Source organism: Streptomyces sp. MJM8645 (assembly GCF_001625365.1).
Classification (GTDB): Bacteria; Actinomycetota; Actinomycetes; order Streptomycetales; family Streptomycetaceae; genus Kitasatospora.
In genome coordinates this window covers 4,122,164-4,141,554 of the sequence record NZ_LJJF01000001.1, presented here as the reverse complement: position 1 = coordinate 4,141,554, position 19,391 = coordinate 4,122,164, and the positions used below count along the sequence as shown (strand labels likewise).

Below are 19,391 nucleotides of genomic sequence, written 5' to 3'. Positions count from 1 at the left end.
CATGCTCCTCATGCCTCGCTGCTCGTGCCGGTGTCCGCCAGTCCCTCGGCGGCCAGGATGTCCGCCAGGACCTTGTCCTCGATGAGCGCCGCCAGCTCGGAGACGGTCCGGGCGGTCATGACCTCCCGCGGCGACAGGGAGATCCCGAACGCCCTGCGGACGCTTGCCATCACGCCCAGGCTCCGGATGGAGTCCCCGCCCAGGCCGATGAAGTCGTCGTGCGGGCCGACCTGCGCCACCCCCAGGACGTCCGACCAGATGCCTGCCAGGGCCTGCTCGGTGGGCGTCAGCGGCTCCTGCGGCTCCGGTGCTGCGGGCTCGGCGGGCTCGGTGGACCGTTCCGCGGGTCGGCCGAGCGCCGCCCGGTCGACCTTGCCGTTGGGGGTGAGGGGCAGCGCCGGGACGAAGGCGAAGCCCGCCGGAACCATGTGCTCGGGCAACAGCCCGGCCAGGAAGCGGCGCAGCTCGGCCGCGTCCGGCGCGTCCGGGCCGCCGGTGGTCACCACGTGCCCGCCGAGCACCCCGTCGGCGACCGTGGCAGCGGCCGCGGCGACGCCCAGGTGGCGAGTCAACGCACTCTCCACCTCACCGAGTTCGATCCGGAAGCCACGCACCTTCACCTGGTCGTCGACCCTGCCCAGGTACTCGATCACGCCGTCGGCGCGGCGCCGGGCCAGGTCGCCGGTGCGGTAGAGCCGTCCGCCGGGCGCACCGAACGGGGCGGCGACGAACCGCTCGGCGGTCAGCGCCGGACGGCCCCGGTAACCGCGGGCCAGGCCGTCACCGCCGAGGTACAGCTCGCCGGTGACGCCGTCGGGCACCGGGCGCAGCGTGCCGTCGAGCAGGTAGGCCTGGGTGTTGCGGATCGGCCGGCCGATCGGGACGGCGCCCGGGGCGAGCGGCTGCCCGGGCTCGGCCCGGTACACGATGCAGCCCACGGTCGCCTCGGTCGGCCCGTACTCGTTGATCACCGCGCTGCCGGGGTGCCGGGCCCGCCAGCCGACGAGGGTCTCGCCGAGCAATTGCTCGCCGCCGACCACCAGGTCGGCCGAGCCGGCCGCCACGTCGGGCAGGCGCTCCAGCAGCGGGAGGTGGCTGGGCGTCGCCTTGACGAAGCCCACCGCGGTGCCGGCGGCGGCCAGTTCGGCGAGCGCGTCCGGCTCCAGCGGGGACACCACGACCGTGCCGCCCAGGGTGAGCGGGGTCCACAGCGCGGTGACGGTGAGGTCGAAGGCGATCGAGGAGTGCAGCAGCGCCGAGGTGCGCAGGCCCGGGTACGCGTCGGCGGCGTGGGCCAGGTAGTGCGCCAGCGAGGCGTGCTCGACGACCACGCCCTTGGGGGTGCCGGTCGAACCGGAGGTGTAGAGCACGTACGCGGTGTCCGCCGGGGCGGGTCGGACGACCCCGGTGTGGTCGTACGGGCCGGCCAGGCCCGCCAGGTCCACCAGGTCGACCGGGCAGCCGGCCGGCGCCTCGCCGTCCAAGGCCGCTGCGCCCTCGGCGTCCGCCAGCAGCCGCACCGGACCGCACTCGGCGAGCAGGGCGCCGAGCCGCCGGGCCGGGTGCTGGAGGTCCAGCGGCACGTACCCGGCGCCGGCCTTCCACACCGCGAGCAGGGTCACCACCAGCAGCGCGGAGGGCCGCATGGCGACGGCCACCACGTCCTCGGTGCCGACCCCGGCGGCGCGCAGCCGGGCGGCCAGCGCGTCGGAGCGCGCGGCCAGGTCGGCGTAGTCGAGGCGGCCGTCGGGGCCGGTCAGCGCGAGCGCCGCGGGAGTGCGCCGGGCCTGGGCGGCGATCCGCTCCGGCACGGTGGTGCGGTCCACGGCGACCGCGGTGTCGTCGTGGCCGGTCAGGTGCCGCCGCAGCTCGTCCTCGGTCAGCCAGGGCAGGTCCACCAGCCGGGTCGGCGCGTCCCGCTCCGGCTCGGCCATGCCGCCCAGCAGCAGACCGAGCCGGTCGGCGAAGGTCCGCACCGTCCGCTCGTCGAACAGGGCGGGGTCGTAGGCGAACGAGAAGGTCAGCCGCTCGGTCGGGTAGACGCCCACCGTCACCGGGTAGTTGGTGGTCTCGGCGTCGGCGCTCACGTCGCGCAGGGCGAGGCCGCCGACGGTGAGCGCGGCGTCGTCCACCGGGTAGTTCTCGAAGACCAGCACGCTGTCGAAGAGCCTGGCCGGGGCGGCGATCCCGCTGCGGGCCTGGATCGCGGTGAGCGGCAGGTGCTCGTGCACGCGGGCCCGCACCTGCTCCTGCTGGAGCTCGCGCAGCCAGGGCCCGAGCTCGGCCTGCGGGTCCGCGAGGGCGCGGACCGGCAGGGTGCCGATGAACAGCCCGACCATGTCCGGCGCGCCGTCGAGGTCGTGGGGGCGGCCGGAGACGGTCGCGCCGAAGCAGACGTCGCCCTGCCCGGACAGCCGGGACAGCAGCAGCGCCCAGGCGCCCTGGACCACCGTGTTCACGGTGACCTGCCGGTCCCGCGCGGCCCGGTAGACCCGGGCGGACAGCTCGGCCGGCAGTTCCACCCGCAGCCGCGCGGAGGACCTGACCCGGTGCTCGCCGGTCGGCCTGCGGTCGAAGGGCAGCGGGGTGGCGGTGGTCAGGCTCGCCAGCCGCTCGGTGAAGTACCGCTGCGCCTCGTCGGTGTCCCGAGCGAGCTGCCAGGCCACGTAGTCGCGGAACGGCGGCCGCTCGACGGCGGCGGACGGCCGGCCGGCGCGCAGCGCCGCGTACTCGGCGAACAGGTCGGAGAGCACCTGGTAGAGGCTCCAGCCGTCCAGCAGCGCGTGGTGGAAGGTCCACAGCAGGTGGAGCGAGCCGCTGTCCAGCCGGGCCGCGGTGAGCCGGGTGAGCGGGCCGCCGGCCAGGTCCACGCCGAGCGCGCGGTCGGCGGCGAAGAGCCGCTCCAACGCCTCGGCCCGCCCGGCCTCGTCCAGTCCGCTCCAGTCCAGCACGGTCAGCGGGGTGGGGACGGTCCGCAGCACCCGCTGGACGAACCCGCCGGCCCCGGCGTCGGCGACCGTGGTACGCAGCACCGGGGTTCGGTCGACGGTGCTGCGCCAGGCGCGTTCCAGCAGGTCGACGCGGTCCACGCCGTCCAGCACGAAGGCGAACTGGGCGAAGTAGGCGTCCTGACCGCCGGTCTCGGCGGCGGCCTCCAACGAGTGGAAGAGCATGCCGGCCTGCATCGCGGTGAGCGGGTAGAGGTCCGCCACCGCCCGGCCGTCACCGGCCAGCCGGTCCACCGCGGCCTGGTCCAGCCGCAGCAGCGGGAAGTCCGAGGGGGTCCGGCCGCCGGCTCCGGGCTCGCCCGCGTGCGCGGCCAGCGCGCGGAGCGCATCGGCGGTGGCCTCGGCGAGGCGCCGTACGGTGGCCTCCTCGTGCACCTGGTCGGAGTACTGCCAGAGCAGTTCCAGGGCGCCGCCGTCGCCGAGGACGGCGATGACGTCGAGCAGGTGGGGACGGACCGACTCCGGGGACTGCCGCAGCCACATCCGCGGCCGGGTGCCCGCCTCGAACGGGCCGCCCTCGGGCAGTTCCTCGAAGCGGCCGAGGTAGTTGAAGCTCACCTCGGGCGCGCGGTCGCGCTCGGTGCGGTGGGCGGCCGCGTCGCGCAGAGCGCCGTGGCCGAGGCCGCCGCCGGGGACATCCCGCAGCCGCTGCTTGACGGACTTGAGGACGGCCGGCCAGCCGGCGGCCGGATCGGGCAGGTCGAGGGCGACGGGGTACACGGCGGTGAACCAGCCGACGGTGCGGGACAGGTCGGTGCCGTCCCGCTCGGCCCGGCCGTGGCCCTCCAGGTCCACCAGCACCTTCGGCAGGCCGGTCCAGGCGGCCAGTGCGGTGCCGAGCGCGCTCAGCAGGACGTCGTCCGGGCCGCCCCGGTAGCGGGCCGGGAGCTCCCGGAGCACCGCGTCCGTCTCGGCGGCGGTCAGCCGGACGGTCAGCGTGCGGGTCGAAGCCGCGGTGTTGGCACCTGCCCGGTCGCGCGGCAGCCGGGGCGTCGCCCGGTCCGGCACGCCGTCCCAGTACGCCCGCTCGGGCTCGAACTCGCCGGCGGCGGTGCGGGCTTCGAGGTCGAGCGCCCAGGCCCGGAACGAGGTGGTCTTGGCGCCGAGCCGCACCTCCCGGCCGACCGCGGCCTGCCGGTAGGCGTCGGCGAGGTCCTCCAGCAGGATGCGCCAGGAGACGCCGTCGACCACCAGGTGGTGGGCCGCCAGCACCAGCACGTCCGGCCGCTCGGTGTCGCCGCGCAGCAGGGTGGCGCCGAACAGCGGGCCCTCGGCGAGGTCGAACTCCTCGGCCCGCTCGGCCACGTCGTCGATCCGGCGGTCCTGCTCGTCGACCGGCAGGCCGGCCAGGTCGACGACGTGCAGCAGGGGGCCGACCTGGCCGGGCGCGTGGTGGCCGACGGTCCCGGTGAAGCGCAGCCGCAGCGCGTCGTGCTGCGCGAACAGGGCGCGCAGCGCCCGCTCCAGGGCCGACTGGTCGACTCCGGGGGCCAGTTCGACCCGGACGGTCTGGTCGAAGTGCCCGGGCCGGGCCGGGTCGGTGCCGTGGAACCAGCGCTGGATCGGGGTGAGCGGCAGCTCGCCCTCGACCGGGCCCTGTTCGGCGGCGGGCGCCTCGTCCCGGGCCCAGACCGCCACGGCGGCCAGCGCGGCGACGCTCTGATGCCGCATCACGTCGCCGGAGCGCAGGGAGAGCCCCTCGGCGCGGGCCCGGGCGGCGACCCGCATGGTGAGGATGGAGTCCCCGCCCAGCTCGAAGAAGTTGTCCTCGACGCCGACCTGTTCCACGCCGAGCAGCCGGGCCCAGGTCTGCGCGAGCAGCCGCTCCTTCTCGTCGCGCGGCGCCAGGTAGGCCCGCCCGGCGTCGGCCTCGGGCACCGGCAGGGCGGCCCGGTCGAGCTTCCCGGCGGCGTTCAGCGGCAGCGCCGGCAGCGTGACGAAGGCGGACGGCACCATGTACGAGGGCAGGTGCTCCGCCAGTGCGGCGCGCACCCCGGCGGTGTCCGGGCGCTGCTCGGCGTCCCGGGGCACCAGGTAGCCGACCAGGCGCTTGGAGCCCGCGCCGTCCGGCAGTGCCAGGACGGCGGCGTCGGCCAGCTCCGGCAGCCGCAGCAGGGCGGCGACGATCTCGCCGGGCTCGATCCGGAAGCCGCGCACCTTGACCTGGTCGTCGGCCCGGCCGAGGAACTCCAGCACGCCCTCGGGCAGCATCCGGGCCAGGTCGCCGGTGCGGTAGAGCCGCTCGGCCGGGTCGAAGACCGCGGGGCCGAACCGCTCGGCGGTCAGCTCGGGCCGGCCGAGGTAGCCGATCGCCAGGCCGTCGCCGGCCAGGTACAGCTCGCCGGGCACGCCGTCCGCCACCGGCCGTCCGTCCTGGTCCAGCAGGTGGACCCGGGTGTTGGCCAGCGGGCGGCCGATCGGCACCGAGGCCCGCTCCAGGTCCCGCTCGGTGATCCGGTGGGTGGTGGCGAACACCATGGACTCCACCGGTCCGTAGCCGTTGACCAGGCGCAGCCCGGGGTGGCGGCGCAGCACCCGGCCGACGTGCTCGACCGAGACCGCCTCGCCGCCGGTCAGCACCTGGCGGAGCGTCCCGAAGATGCCCGGGTACTCCTCGACCATCACGTTGAACAGGCTGGAGGACAGCCACAGGGTGGTGACGCCGTGCCGCTCGACGAGCTCGGCGATCGCCTCCGGCTCGGGCGTGGGGGCCGGCTGGAGGACGCAGCGGGCGCCGTGCAGCAGCGCGCCGAACAGCTCCAGGGAGAACGCGTCCCAGGAGATCGGCGCCGTCTGCAGGACCACCTCGTCCGGCCCGAACCGGGCGTAGTCGGTGCCGACGAAGGTGCGCACGGTGGCGCGGTGGGCCGCCAGCACGCCCTTGGGCCGACCGGTGGAGCCGGAGGTGAACATCACCGTCGCCGGGTCCTCGGCGCTGCCCGGGACGGCCGGGTCAAAGCCGTCCTCGGCGTCGGTGGCCGGGTCGGTGAGCGACAGCAGGACCGGGTCGCCCGCGGCGGGCCAGGCCGCCCGGACGGTCGCCTCGGCGTCGGCCCCGACGAGCGCGACCGGCGCGGCCAGGTCCTCGATCATCAGCCGCAGCCGCTCGACCGGCAGGCCGGTGTCGAGCAGCGCGTAGGCGCCGCCGGCCTTGAGCACCGCCAGCAGCCCGACGACCATCCCGGGCGAGCGCCGGGCGCAGACCGGGACGAGCGTGCCGCGCCCGACCCCGGCGGCTGCCAGTCGGCGGGCCAGCCGGTTGGCCTGGGTGTTGAGCTCGCCGTAGCGGACGACGGTCTCCTCGTGCACCAGGGCGACGGCCTCCGGGCGGAGCCGGGCGACGCGCTCGAACAGCTCGTGGACCCGGGCCTCGCGCGGGTAGGTGACCTCGGTGTCGTGCCAGTCGGCCCGGGCCCGCCGGGCCCCGGCGTCCTGCGCGCCGACCAGGGCGAGCTCCCCGGCGGGCGTGTCGGCGCCGGCGACGGCCGACCGGAGCAGGCCGAGCAGGTGGTCCGCCAGCCGGGCGACCGTGGCAGCGGTGAACAGGTCGGTGCTGTACTCGATGCCGGCGCCGAGCGTGTCGCCGTGGTTCCAGAACTCGAAGAGCAGGTCGAACCGCGAGGAGGATCGCGGGAGTTCGGCCTCGGCCAGGTGGAGCCCGGCGGCCGCCGCCCCGGGGCGCAGCAGCGGTTCCTGGTAGGTGACGGCGGTCTGCACCAGCGGCATCCGGCCCGGTTCGCGGACCGGACGCAGCGCCTCGACCAGCCGGTCGAACGGCACCTCGCCGTGCTCGACCGCAACCAGGGTGGACTCCCTCACGGCGTCGACGAGTTCACCGAACGGCCGGGCGGGGTCGAGCGCGGTGCGCAGCGGCACCAGGTTGGCGAAGAAGCCCTGGGTGTCGTCGTCCACGCCGTCGCGGCGGCCGGCGGTGGCGATGCCGAGGGCGAAGTCGCGCTGGCCGCTGTGCCGGGCCAGCAGGACGTGCACGGCGGCGGTCAGCGTCATGAAGACGGTGGCCCGACGGGCCCGGGACAGGGCGCGCAGCCTGGCGGCCAGCTCGGCCGGGACGCGGAACCGGTGCAGGGCGCCGGCGCCGGTGCGGGCCGCCGAGCGCGGCCGGTCAGCGGGCAGGTCGAGCGGCGGCAGGTCGGCGAGCCGCTCGCGCCAGTACGCGATGTCGGCGTCCCAGGCGCCGGCCCGGGCCCGGTCGCGCTGGTCGGCGGCGTGGCGGGCGAACTGGTCGGGCGCCGGCGCCACCGGGCCGAGCGGCCCGCGCACGGCCCGGCCGTAGAGCTCGAAGAGCTCCCGGAGCAGGGCGCGGGTGGACCAGCCGTCGGTGACGATGTGGTGCTGGTCCAGCACCAGCACGTGCCGCTGCCCGGGCAGATGGATCAGCAGGGTGCGCAGCAGCGGCCCGGCCACCAGGTCGAACGGACGGGCCGTGGCCTCGGCGAGCAGTCGCTCGTGCTCGTCCGCCGCCTTCCCGGCCGACAGCGCGGTGAGGTCGACCACGTCGAGCGCGGGCTCGCCGGGCTCGTGCACCACCTGCACGCCGCCGTGCTCGCCGGCCCGGAAGGTGGTGCGGAGCACCTCGTGCCGGGCGAGCACCGCGCCCAAGGCGGCGCGCAGCGCCTCGTCGTCCAGTTCGCCGGTCAGCTCGATGCCGGCCGCGGCGCCGTACCCGGCCAGGGCCGGGGCGGCATCGTGGAGGAACCAGAGGCTCTCCTGGGCGAAGGACATCGGCACGGTGCCGCCGTGACCACCCGGCGCGCCGTCGCGCGCGACGGCCCGGACCGGGGCGGGGGTGTGCCCGGCCGGTCCGACCAGGGCGGCGACCGCGCCCGCGGTCGGCGCGGCGAACAGCTCGCGCAGACTCGGCGCGGTGCCGAACTCCGCCTTCAGCCGGGCCAGGACGCGGGCGCCCAGCAGCGAGTCGCCGCCGAGGTCGAAGAAGTCGTCGGTGGTCCCGACACCGGTGGTGCCGAGGGCCTCCTCCCAGATCCGGACCACAGCCTCCTCGACCGGGCCGTCCGCCGGCACGTGGGCGACCCCGCGGCCGGTCCGGTCCGGCGCGGGCAGCTTGGCGCGGTCCACCTTTCCGGAGGGGTTGAGCGGGAAGTGCCCGACCGGGACCACCGCGGAGGGCAGCAGGTGCTCGGGCAGGGTGCGGCGCAGGTGTGCGGCGAGCTCGGCCCGGGTGGGCGCGGCCAGGCCCGCCTCCGCGCGAACGTGGACGACCAGTCGGCGGTGGCCGCGCTCGTCCTCGGGTGCTCCGGCGGCGGCCTCGGCGACGGCCGGGTGGGTCAGCACGGCGGCCTCGACCTCGCCCAGCTCGACCCGGAAGCCCCGGATCTTGACCTGGTCGTCGGTCCGGCCGCGGTAGCGCAGCACGCCGTCCGCGGTCCACTCGGCGAGGTCGCCGGTGCGGTAGAGGCGGCCGCCGGCCGGTCCGTACGGGTCGGCGACGAAGCGCTCGGCGGTCAGACCGGGGCGGCCCAGGTAGCCGAGCGCCAGCCCGTCTCCGGCCACGTACAGCTCGCCGACGGCGCCGGGGGCGACCGGCCGCAGCCGCTCGTCGAGAACGTGCACCCGGGTGCCGGTCACCGGGCGTCCGATGTCGGGGGCGGTGCCGTCCCCGGGGATCGGGTCGCTCATGGTGGCGCAGACGGTGGACTCGGTCGGCCCGTACCCGTTGACCATCAGCCGGCCGGGCGCCCAGCGGGCCGCGACCGCGGCGGAGCAGGCCTCGCCGGCCGTGACGACGGTGACGCCGGCCGGGACCGCCCCGTCCGGCAGGGTGGCGAGCACCGCCGGCGGCAGGGTGACGTGGGTGATCCGCAGTTCGGCCAGCAGGTCGCCGAAGGCCGGACCGGGTACCAGCCGCGCGGCGTCGGCCAGGACCAGCGTGCCGCCGGTGAGCAGCGCCATGGAGAGTTCGAACACCGAGGCGTCGAAACTGGGGCTGGCGAACTGCAGCACCCGGGAACCGGGGCCGGCCGCCAGCTGGGCGACGTGCTGGGCGGTGAGGGCGGCGAGGCCGTGGTGGGGCACGGCCACGCCCTTGGGGCGCCCGGTGGACCCGGAGGTGTAGATGACGTACGCGGCGTCCAGTGGGTGTCCCGGCCCGACCTTCCCGGCCGCGGCCGGGTCGGTGTCCGGGCAGCCCGCCAGCGCCTCGGCAACGGCCGGGTCGGCGAGGTCCAGCACGGTCGGCGGGCCGTCGGCGGCCCGGACCGAACCGGCGCCGTTGGTGAGCAGCAGCCGCGGCGAGGCGTCGGCGAGGACGTAGGCGACCCGTTCGGCCGGGTAGGCCGGATCGACCGGCAGGTAGGCGGCACCGGCCTTGGTGGTGGCGATGGCCGCCAGCACGAGATCCGCGCCGCGGGCCATGCCGAGCGCCACGATGCTGCCGGGGCCGACGCCCCGGTCGATCAGCAGGTGCGCCAGCCGGTTGGTCCGGCTGTCCAGCTCGGCGTACGAGAGGGTGCCGGCCCCGGACACCAGGGCGGGCGCCCTCGGGGCCCGCTCGACCTGCCGGCGCAGCAGCTCGGGCAGGGTGCCGGCGGCGGGCGCCGGCGGTCCCGCGTGCCACCCTGCCGCCTCCGCCGACGCCGGGTCGGTGCCAGTGATGAGCCGTGCGTCCGGGGAAGCCGCCTCGTGCGACATGGTTGTGTCTCCTGCCCTTCGGTCTGCTCTGCCCGTTCAGCCGGCCGTCCGGTCCGACGACGGCTTCGGACTCCCGCGGGTCGCGGGAGTCCGGAACACGCTGGTTACTGCCGTGTACCGCCGCTCACCACCGGGCCGCCAGGCGCCCGCCGACCTGCATGCGGTCGATCCGCCCGGTGTCCGGGTCCCGGTGGAAGCGGCCGGTGTAGCCGGTCCGCTCGGTGGTCAGCTCGACGACCGAGAACGCCAGGTCCGACCGGACGGCGAGCCGGGCGAACGGTCGGCCTCCCTGGTCGAGCCGCAGGCCGTCCGGGTCACGGACCAGGCGGTACTCGGTGGCGCCGTTGCGGTAGGTCCCCGCGCAGTCGGCGAGGAGGTGCTCGGGGGCCGGCGGCGCGTCGCCGCGCAGCCGGGTGAACGGGTGACTGCCGACCTCGATCCCGGCCTCGCCCAGTTCGGCCAGCAGGTCGTCCCAGAGCGCGAGTCCGGTGCCCGCGTTGGTGGTCAGCGCGACGACCGTGCCCTCCTGCGGGTCGACCCGCAGGTGGCAGGAGGTGCCGTCGCCGGTGCCGTCGTGACCGACCCAGGTCCGGCCGTCCGGGGCCAGGTGGTGCGCGAGGCCGAGGCCCCAGGCGTCGGCCAGGCCGAACGCGTCGGTGTTCGGCTCGATCCGGCGCATCGCCTCGGTGACCCGGGGCGGCGGCAGCAGCGGCCCGCGCGGGCGCACCGGTTCGTCCGCGAGCAGGGTGCCGAACCGCAGCAGGTCCGCGGCGGCGAGCGCGAGCGCGCCGGCCGGCGCCTCCACCGGCGGCAGCAGCTGGGCCACCGGGCGGGCGGTACCGTACGCCGGCTGCGCGGCGTGCCCGGGGACGTGCCCGGCGGCGGCGCCCGAACCGGTGACGAAGGCCGCTCGGATGCCGAGCGGACGCAGCAGGACCGAGGTGACGGCCTCCTCCCACGGCATGCCGAGGGCCAGTTCGGCGACTCGGCCGGCCGCCACCAGCCCGACGTTGGAGTAGGAGAAGGCCGTGCCCGGCGGGCAGACCACGGTCGCCGCGGCCTCCCTGAGGTACTGGTCGCGGTCGGCCGGCGGTTGCTCGGCGGGGTGACTCCCGGGCAGTCCGCCGGTGTGGGTGAGCAGGTGCCGCAGCGTCAGTTCGCTTCCGAGCGCCCCGGGCAGCGCCGCGAACTCGCGGAACTGCTCGCCGAGCGGGGCGTCCGGGTCCACCTCGCCCTCACCCGCCAGGGTCGTCAGCAGCGCGGCGGTGAACGGCTTGGTGAGCGAGCCGACCGGGAACCGGGACTCCGCGACGACCGGCCGGCCGCTGTCGTGGCGCTCCTCCCCGGCCACCACCACCGAGGTCACGCCCCGGTGCAGGATGGCGAGTTGGGCTCCGGGGACGGTGTGCCGGCGGATCAGTCGATGCAGCAGCCGGCCGAGCCCGCCGGCGCTGGCCGGGTCGACGCTCCTGGTGGGGGTTGCCGAGGTGGTCGTCATGGTGTCGGGGTCACTCCAACTCGAAGACGACGGAGGCGGCGGGCGACTCGATCCGCTGCTCGCCGGCCAGCTTCCAGCCGGTCTCCTCGAAGACCCCGTACCACTCGTCCAGGGTGGGCACGTACACCCCCATCAGGTCGTGGGCGGACTCGAAGCCGAGGTTGAACAGCGGGATCCCGCGGTCCGGGTAGCCGACCGTGCGGGTGGTGTCGCCCAGCAGGAAGCGGCGCACGTTGGGGAACCGCTCGCGCAGGGTGCGCATCGACTTGACGGCGTTCTCGCGGGGCCAGAAGTCGTGGCCCATCATGAAGCAGGTGAGCAGCTCGACCTCCGCGAAGACGGGGTGCGGGGCCAGGTCGCGGGCGTCCGCCTGGAGAGCGGTGATGCGGTCGGACAGGCCGGCCCTGGCCACCTCACGGGTGGTCATCTCGACGGCCGGGAGGCCGATGTCGAGGCCGAGCCCGCGGGTGCCGGGGTAGCGGTTGGCGAGCTGGATGAGCCGCTCGCCGCTGCCGCAGCCGAGGTCGGCGGCGACCTTGAAGTCGAACGGCAGCCGATCCATCGCGGCCCAGAACGCCGGGTCGAACGAGAACGAGGACAGCTCGCGGCAGGCGTAGCCGATGGCCGCGCCGTCACGGTGGTGGAAGGAACCGACCCGGTTCTCTTTTCGGAGCACCGAGGGCATTTCGGTATAAAGACCGGAGCAGCCCCGGCTGAGCCAGTGGAAGTACGACCGGTAGGTGTTCACCTCGTCGAAGATCGGGCCGGGGCTGACGGTGCCGCCATCGCGGGTGACGACCCCGACCGAGGCGAGCGCCTGGAACATCCCGCGGGACGCGACCGGGTCCAGCCCGAGCTTTTCCGCCAGTTCCTCCGCATCCAGAGAGGCGGCGCCGTCCAGTTCGTCGAGCGCTCCCACCTCCCAGGCTGCGGCAATTGCCCAGGATGCCACCGCCGAGTTGTAGATGTCGGCCGATGTCAGTTTTGCCCCGGGTATCGCCACTTCAGTGATCGACATGGATGCCTCCTGTTCGGTTTCCGGCAGGTGCCATCAGTTTCGACCGGAACCAACAGCAGGCTCCAGCTCCTTAAGCAGGGCACGATAACCGCAGGTCAGCGCGATATACCGGCCCGCCACAGGCATTCGGCGAAGCGAAGCCGAAGGGTCCGTTTTCTGATTTAAGGCCTGGCTTAACGAGCTTGTCAGCACGCCGAACCGATTCCCAGCATGAGCGGTGCCAGTGCCAGCCCCACCAGTTCAGGGAGAGACGAATGGGCAACCCGTTCGAGAACGCCGACGGCACCTTCCGGGTTTTGGTCAACCAGGCGAACCAGCACAGCCTCTGGCCGGATTTCCTCGACGTTCCAGACGGTTGGTCGTCGACGTACGGACCCGACTCCAGGGAGGAATGTCTGAATTACGTCGAGAGCAACTGGAACGACCTCCGCCCACGCTCCATCGCGTCCTGACCGGAAATCCCCAGGGCGCACCGACGCGAAAGAAAGGAAAGCGGTGTCCACGCTGCGGTTGCACGATGAAGAGCGCGACGAGATCGCGGTTCTCGCCGATGAATTCCTGGAGTCGCTGAACGGCGACCAGGACCCCTCGCGGATGTCCGCGGCCGCCACCGGCGCCGCCCAGCGGCTGCCCGAGCGGCTGCGGACCTTCCTCGCCGCGACGCGGACCGGCGGGGAGGCCATCACCGTGGTCTCCAACCTGCCGGTCCGGGCCGATCTGGAGCCCACCCCGCTCGGCTGGGAGCCGGCCGCCAAGCTCGGCGCGGGCTGGCACGAGGAGGGCGTGCTGGCCCTGGTCGGCGCCGGACTCGCCGAGCCGTTCGGCTGGACCAGCCAACAGGCCGGCCGGCTGGTCCACGACGTCTGCCCCACCCCCGAGGACGACAACTCGCTGACCAGCGCCAGCAGCACCAGGGAGCTCAACTTCCACACCGAGGACGTCTTCCACCCCTGCCGCAGCGACTACGTGGCCCTGCTGTGCCTGCGCAACCCCACCCAGGTGGGCACCACCTACGTCCGCGCCGAGGCGCTCGACCTGCCTCAGGACGTCCGCGAGGTGCTGTTCCAGGAGCGCTTCCTGTTCCTCCCGGACGACTCCCACAACCTCGGCTCGCTGCCCGACAGCGCCGGCGACGGCTCGCAGCTCGGCGCCGTGCTGTTCGGCCCCCCGAACACCCCCTACCTGCGCTTCGACATCGACTTCATGCGCCCGCTGCCCGGCGACGACGCGGCCGCCGAAGCCGTGGAGACCGTCCAGGCCGTCCTCGGCGAGCACGTGGAGCGGATCTCGCTCGCCCCCGGCGACCTGGTCTTCGTCGACAACTTCCGGGTGGTGCACGGCCGGGAGTCCTTCCGCTGCCGCTTCGACGGCACCGACCGCTGGCTCAAGCGGGTCAATCTCACCCGCGACGCCCGGCGAATCAGCGCCGTCACCGGAAAGCGGACCGTGCTGATCTGAGGCCGGAGCCGGCGGCCCGCGACAACCGCTTCCGAACACCCCTTCCCCGCCCGCCCGGCACGGCCTTCATCGGCCCGTGCCGGGCGGGCGCTCTTTCCCCGAGGAATTCGTATAGTGAACCCCCGGTCCACCCGAGTCCGTTCACCCGTGCCGCCCCGGCCGAAAGAACGAGAGCACGTCCTCGGCCAAAGGGACGAGGCGCCCCGCCGATCTCTCCCGAAAGGCGGATGTTGCCGCCCCGGCCCCGCCGGGAGCATGACGGGTATGAAAATGTCGACCGCCAAGCTGGCCTGGGTGGCCCCGATCTCCGCGCTGGCCATCGCACTCACGGGCTGCGGTGTGAGCGACGACCTGGACGCCCAACCCCGCAACGATTCCAAGGACTTCGGCTTCCAGGGCACGCACCTCACCGTGGACACCGACAAGGATGTGACCCTGGTGCCCGCCGACGGCACCACCCTCAGGGCCGACCGCAGGCTCGCCGGCCAGGCCGCGAAGGACGGCAACGCCGCCTGGACGCTGGAGGGCGAGACCCTCAAGCTGTCCGGCAAGTGCAGCGGCATCGTCCTCAACTGCAAGGCCCAGTACACCGTGCACGTCCCCAAGGGCGTGGCCGTGACCGTCCAGGGCAGCGGATCGGCCGGCGTCACCGCCAAGGGCGTCGACGGCAAGCTCGACGTGAAGACCGAGCAGGGCTCGGTGGACCTCGACGGCCTCGCCGCGCCGCTCACCGTCCGCACCGACAAGGGCAAGGTCGACGCGAGCGGCCTCTCCTCCACCGACGTGGACGTCGCCAACGAGAACGGCAGCGTGAAGCTGACCTTCGTCAAGGCGCCCGACAGGGTCAAGGCCGAGTCCGACACCGGCAGCATCACCGTGCGGGTCCCCGAGGACGGCACCCGCTACCACGTCGAGGCCAAGGCCGGCTCGTCCAACCCCCACGTGGAGGTCGGCGAGGACCCGAACTCCGCCCACGCCATCACCGTCGCCTCCAAGGTCGGCGTCGTCCGCGTCAACACGAAAGACTGAGCGATGGAACTCCAGATCACCGACCTGACCAAGGAGTACCGCGGCGGCAAGCGCGCGGTGGACTCCTTCTCGTTGACCCTGCGCCCCGGCGTGCTCGGCCTGCTCGGCTCCAACGGCGCCGGCAAGTCCAGCCTGATGCGGATCCTGGCCACCGTCACCAAGCCGACCTCCGGCCAGGTGTTCTGGAACGGCACCGACATCGCCGAGAACCCCGGCCCGCTGCGCCGCACCATCGGCTACCTGCCACAGGACTTCGGCGTCTACCCGCAGCTGACCGCCCGCGAGTTCCTCTCCTACCTGGCCTCGGCCAAGGGGCTGCAGGGCCGTTCCGCGAACGCCCGGATCACCGAGCTGCTCGACCTGGTCAACCTCTCCGGAGCCGCCAAGCAGCGGCTCGGCTCGATGTCCGGCGGCATGCGCCAGCGGGTCGGCATCGCCCAGGCGCTGCTCAACGACCCCCAGCTGCTGATCGTCGACGAGCCGACCGTCGGCCTCGACCCGGAGGAGCGGATGCGGTTCAGCAACCTGCTCACCGGCCTCGGCTCCGAGCGGATCGTGATCCTCTCCACCCACATCGTCTCCGACGTGGCGGCCACCGCCGACCGGATCGCCATCATGGGCAAGGGCCGGCTGATCCACCACGGCACCCCGGAGGAGCTCCTGCGGCTCGCCGAGGGCTCGATCTGGGAGCTCACCGTGGCCTCCGACCAGATCCCGGCCCTGCGCTCGCGGTTCGTCCTCGGCGGCACCACGCGCACCCCGCAGGGCGTCCGCGCCCGGGTGATCTCCCCGCACGCGCCCGCCCAGCACGCCGAGCCGGTCCCGCCGCGGCTCGACGACGCCTACCTGCTGCTGACCTCCGCCCCGGCTCCGGCCGCCCCGCAGGCGGTGGTGCGCTGATGGCGGGCACCGTCACCGCGCTCGCCCTCGCCGACTTCCGGGAGCGCCGACGCCGCCCCGCCTACCTGGTGGTCCTGCTCGGCACGCTCGCCCTGGGCCTGCTGGCCGCCCCGGTCGGCTCCTCGACCTGGCAGGTCTTCCAGATCAGCGGCTACCGGGGCCTGTACACCAGTGGCTACGTCGGCACCGTCACCGCGCTCGGCGGCGCCGTCTGGCTGGCGCTGGCCGGCTTCAACATCACCCGCGGCACCGTCCCCAAGGACGAGCGCAACGGCGTCGGCCAGATCCTCGCGGCCACGCCGATGACCCGGCCCTCGTACCTGTTCGGCAAGTTCTGCAGCAACCTGCTGGTGCTCGGCTCGATGCTGCTCGCCCTCGCGGTGACCGCGTTCGGCGTGCAGCTGGTCAAGGGCGAGTCGTACCACGTCGACGTCGTGCGCCTGCTGCTGCCCTTCGTCCTGATCACGCTCCCGCTGCTGGCCCTCGTCGCCGCCTGCGCGGTGCTCTTCGACACCCTGCCGGGCCTGCGCGGCGGCATCGGCGCGCTGATCTGGTTCGTGGTCTGGCTGGTCGGCATCATGGCCTCCCAGGCCTCCGGTGCGTACGACCTGCTGAGCATGGAACGGATCAGCGAGTCGATGCGCCAGGCGATCTCGGCGGCCGGGCACCCGGCCGAGGCGGTGCGCTTCGGCGTCGGCCTCACCTCCGACGACAAGACCCCGGTCACCTTCGACTGGCAGGGCCTCGGTCTCGGCAACCTGGGCGGCGGTCTGCTGGCCAACGCCGCGCTGCTGGTGGCCGGTTCGCTGGTGGCCGCGCTGCTGTCGGTGCTCTGGTTCCGCCGCTTCGACCCGTCCGCCGCCATCGGCGCGGTCGGCGCGCTGGTCCCGGGCGCCAAGGGCGCGGCCGACCGGACCGGTGCCGAGCACGCGGACCACGCCGAGGAGCCGGCCGCCGGCGCGGGCACCTCCTTCGGCCTCGACCCGTCCCTGTTGACGCCGCCCCGGACGGGCTCGTCCTTCCTGCCCACACTGGTCGGCGAGGTGCGCATCCTGCTCCAGGGCATGCGCTGGTGGTGGCTGGGCACGCTGGCCCTGGCCGTGCTCGCCGCGTTCGTCCCGAGCGGGAACGTCCTCCACCCGGTGCTGCCGCTCACCGTGCTCTGGCCGGTGCTCATCTGGTCCCGGATGGGCAACCACGCCGGCGCCGGGAGCATCGACGACCTGCTCGCCGCCTGCCCGGCCGCGGGCCGCCGGCTGCTGGCAGGACTGCTCGCCGGGATCGCCGTGGCGCTGGCCGTCACCGCGGTGCCGATCGTCCGGCTGATCGCCTCCGGCGACACCGGCGCGGCGGTCGCCGCCCTGGTCGGCGCTCTGGTGGTGCCCGCCCTGGCGATGCTCTGCGGGATCGTCAGCCGCGGTCCCCGGCTGTTCCAGGCGCTCTACCCGCTGCTCTGGTACGCGATGTTCAACCGCATCCCCGAGGTCGACTTCCTCGGCGTGGCGGAGGGCAAGGGCCCGGGCACGGCCGCGGTGGCCGCCGCCGCGGTGCTACTGGCCGCCCTGGCCCTCGGCGTGGACTCCGTACGGCGCGCCAACCGCTGAACCACCGCCCTCCGAGACAGGCCCCGGCCCCCCGGCGCCAGGCCCCGAGCGGCGCCCGGCACCCCCGTCCGGGCGCCGCTCCGGCCATCCCCGTCCAGCCGACGGCGCCGACCGCCCGACCCGCCTCACCCGCCCCGCTCCCCCGCGACCTTCCGACCTCCCGTTCCCTGATCGACCGTCCGACTCCACCGACCCGAAAGGCCGGCCCGTGCGGCTCCCCAGCCTCCGAGACCTCCTCGCCCACCCGGCCCCGGACGAGGCGTCCCCGGCGACGCCGGTGTCCACCCTGCCGCGCGCCGCCCGGGCCGCCCTGGCGGTCGGGTTCGGCGTGCTGTGGCTGCTGGACCTTGCCATGAGTCTGGACACCGCCGGACCGCTGCTGCCGCTCGCCGGGCTGGTCCCGGCCGCCCTGGTGCTGTTCGGCCCACGCGGCCGGCCCGAGCTGCGCGCCGGGGCGGCCGCGCTCTGGTCGCTGATCTGGTCCGCCGTGGGCTTCGTCCGCGGCACCGAGCAGGACTCCCCCGGGCTGATGGAGCTGCTCGCGCTGAGCCTCCTGCTGATCACCACCGCCCGGCACATCCGCGCCCGCGCCGCCGTCCTCGGCACCTGCACCGCCCTGGTGACCGCCCTACTGGGGCTGGCCGCACGGGTCTCCCGCAGCGCCTCCGGGACAGTGCTGACCGTCATGCTGCTGGCCATCGTCGCCGGCGCCGCGATCGCCCTCGGCTGCTACCTGCGCGCGGCCGACACCCGCCGGCTCCAGGCCGTGGAACAGGTTCGCCGCGACGAACTGATCGACCTCGCCAACGACCTCAACGACTTCGTCGCCCACCACGTCACCGGCATCATCGTGCTGGCTCAAGCCGGCCGGGCGATCTGGCAGACCGCGCCGCAGGAAGTCGTCCCGATCTTCGACGACATCGAGCAGGCCGGCAGCGAATCCCTGGAATCGATGCGGCAGTTGGTCGCCATGCTGCGCGAGGGAACCGACCTGGCCGCCGCCTCGCCGCTCTCGGGGCAGGGCATCGCGCACATACCCGTCATGGTGGAGTCCTTCCGCCGGGGCGGCACTCCGGTGGACCTGCAGCTGGACGAGGCCGCGCTCACCGCCCGGCTCGCGCCCGAGATCGTCACCACCGCGCACCGGGTGATCACCGAGGGCCTGAGCAACGTGCGCCGGCACGCCCCGGACGCCACCGGGGTCACCGTACGGATAGGCCTCGGCCCGTCCACCCTGGAGGCCACCGTGCGCAACGGACCGCCACGCGGGGGAACGCCCCGCAAGGGTCTGCGTGTCCCCCACCTCGGACAGCAGGACCTCGGCCTCCTCGGGCTCCAGGAGCGCGTCCGGGCGGTCGGAGGAACGCTCACCGAGCGCCCGGACGATACGGGAGGATGGGAACTGACGGCCCTGCTCCCCGTGAGGAACACGGACCCCAGCACTCGGAGGATGCCGGCATGACCATCAAGGTGCTCATCGCGGACGACCAGGACATGGTCCGCACCGGCTTCCGGCTGATCCTCGACAGCCAGCCCGACATCGAGGTGCTCGGCGAGGCCGCCGACGGCGCCACCTGCGTCGAACTCGCCCGCCGGCTGAGGCCCGACGTCTGCCTGGTCGACATCAGCATGCCCCGGTTGAACGGCCTGCAGGTCACCCGGCTGCTGGCCGGCCCCGGGGTGAGCGACCCGCTGCGGGTGGTCGTGGTCACCACCTTCGACCTGGACGAGTACGTCTACGGCGCGCTGCGCGGCGGCGCCCAGGGCTTCCTGCTCAAGGACAGCGGATCGACCCTGCTGATCGAGGCGGTCCGCGCGGTCGCCGCCGGCGACGCGATGGTCTCCCCCGCCGTCACCGTGCGGCTGCTCAAGCGGCTCTCCGCCGCCGGGCCCGGAGCGGCCCAGGCCGCCGCGACGACGCTCTCCCCGACCGTCCTGACCGACCGGGAACTCGACGTGGCACGGCTGGTCGCCCGCGGCCGCACCAACCAGGAGATCGGCGAGACGCTGGCCATCTCCCTCTCCACCGTCAAATCCCATCTGGCCAGTGTCCAGACGAAGTTGAAGGTGCGCAACCGGGTCGAGATCGCCGCCTGGGCCTGGGAGGGCGGCACCATGCAGCGGGGTGGGGAATAGGGACGAAACCCGGGTGGAACACCCCCTGTTCGCCGCACCTCCACCGCCCCCACCCTTCCTGTCACCGTGTG

General features: G+C 74.5%; 10 protein-coding genes. 7 read left to right on the top strand and 3 right to left on the bottom strand.

The annotated features are described in order from the left end of the window. Positions 1–8: 8 nt before the first annotated feature. The 3 genes from A6F73_RS17815 to A6F73_RS17805 all read right to left on the bottom strand — a co-directional run bounded on the left by A6F73_RS17815 (position 9) and on the right by A6F73_RS17805 (position 12,193). Positions 9–9,677: a non-ribosomal peptide synthetase gene (locus A6F73_RS17815; RefSeq protein WP_063348714.1), complete on the bottom strand. Its 9,669-nt coding sequence runs from the start codon at positions 9,675–9,677 to the stop codon at positions 9–11. Positions 9,678–9,801: 124 nt separating this feature from the next. Further along, positions 9,802–11,175 (bottom strand): serine hydrolase domain-containing protein, encoded by a 1,374-nt coding sequence (locus A6F73_RS17810; protein ID WP_063348713.1) that lies wholly within the window; start codon positions 11,173–11,175, stop codon positions 9,802–9,804. 10 nt (positions 11,176–11,185) lie between these two features. Next, complete coding sequence (locus A6F73_RS17805; RefSeq protein WP_063348712.1) at positions 11,186–12,193, bottom strand: class I SAM-dependent methyltransferase; 1,008 nt, start codon at positions 12,191–12,193, stop codon at positions 11,186–11,188. 254 nt (positions 12,194–12,447) lie between these two features. On the opposite strand from A6F73_RS17805, the gene A6F73_RS17800 reads away from it, so the two are divergent. The 7 genes from A6F73_RS17800 to A6F73_RS17770 all read left to right on the top strand — a co-directional run bounded on the left by A6F73_RS17800 (position 12,448) and on the right by A6F73_RS17770 (position 19,320). Continuing rightward, positions 12,448–12,645 carry an MbtH family protein gene (locus tag A6F73_RS17800; RefSeq protein WP_063348711.1) on the top strand — a complete coding sequence of 66 codons (198 nt, stop codon included), beginning with the start codon at positions 12,448–12,450 and terminating at the stop codon, positions 12,643–12,645. A 43-nt stretch (positions 12,646–12,688) separates the two neighbouring features. Beyond that, complete coding sequence (locus tag A6F73_RS17795; RefSeq protein WP_244293424.1) at positions 12,689–13,651, top strand: TauD/TfdA family dioxygenase; 963 nt, start codon at positions 12,689–12,691, stop codon at positions 13,649–13,651. Positions 13,652–13,915: 264 nt separating this feature from the next. Further along, positions 13,916–14,680, top strand: a complete 765-nt coding sequence (locus tag A6F73_RS17790) for a DUF4097 family beta strand repeat-containing protein (protein WP_159398483.1) — start codon at positions 13,916–13,918, stop codon at positions 14,678–14,680. A gap of 3 nt (positions 14,681–14,683) precedes the next feature. Beyond that, positions 14,684–15,580, top strand: a complete 897-nt coding sequence (locus tag A6F73_RS17785; RefSeq protein WP_063348709.1) for an ABC transporter ATP-binding protein — start codon at positions 14,684–14,686, stop codon at positions 15,578–15,580. Then, complete coding sequence (locus A6F73_RS17780; protein WP_063348708.1) at positions 15,580–17,184, top strand: hypothetical protein; 1,605 nt, start codon at positions 15,580–15,582, stop codon at positions 17,182–17,184. The genes A6F73_RS17785 and A6F73_RS17780 overlap by 1 nt, the downstream gene beginning before the upstream one ends. Before the next feature lie 208 nt (positions 17,185–17,392). Further along, a complete protein-coding gene (locus tag A6F73_RS17775) occupies positions 17,393–18,646 on the top strand; it encodes a histidine kinase (RefSeq protein WP_063348707.1) in 1,254 nt (417 codons plus the stop codon). Continuing rightward, a complete protein-coding gene (locus tag A6F73_RS17770) occupies positions 18,643–19,320 on the top strand; it encodes a response regulator transcription factor (protein WP_063348706.1) in 678 nt (225 codons plus the stop codon). Before A6F73_RS17775 ends, A6F73_RS17770 begins: the two co-directional genes overlap by 4 nt. The last annotated feature ends 71 nt before the right edge of the window (positions 19,321–19,391 follow it).

Excerpts from the sequence above, each read along its gene's own strand:
- A6F73_RS17785 (WP_063348709.1), top strand. The coding sequence starts at position 14,684 with ATGGAACTCCAGATCACCGACCTGACCAAGGAGTACCGCGGCGGCAAG.
- A6F73_RS17770 (WP_063348706.1), top strand. The coding sequence starts at position 18,643 with ATGACCATCAAGGTGCTCATCGCGGACGACCAGGACATGGTCCGCACC.
- A6F73_RS17780 (WP_063348708.1), top strand. The coding sequence starts at position 15,580 with ATGGCGGGCACCGTCACCGCGCTCGCCCTCGCCGACTTCCGGGAGCGC.
- A6F73_RS17800 (WP_063348711.1), top strand. The coding sequence starts at position 12,448 with ATGGGCAACCCGTTCGAGAACGCCGACGGCACCTTCCGGGTTTTGGTC.
- A6F73_RS17815 (WP_063348714.1), bottom strand. The coding sequence starts at position 9,677 with ATGTCGCACGAGGCGGCTTCCCCGGACGCACGGCTCATCACTGGCACC.
- A6F73_RS17790 (WP_159398483.1), top strand. The coding sequence starts at position 13,916 with ATGAAAATGTCGACCGCCAAGCTGGCCTGGGTGGCCCCGATCTCCGCG.
- A6F73_RS17805 (WP_063348712.1), bottom strand. The coding sequence starts at position 12,193 with ATGTCGATCACTGAAGTGGCGATACCCGGGGCAAAACTGACATCGGCC.
- A6F73_RS17810 (WP_063348713.1), bottom strand. The coding sequence starts at position 11,175 with ATGACGACCACCTCGGCAACCCCCACCAGGAGCGTCGACCCGGCCAGC.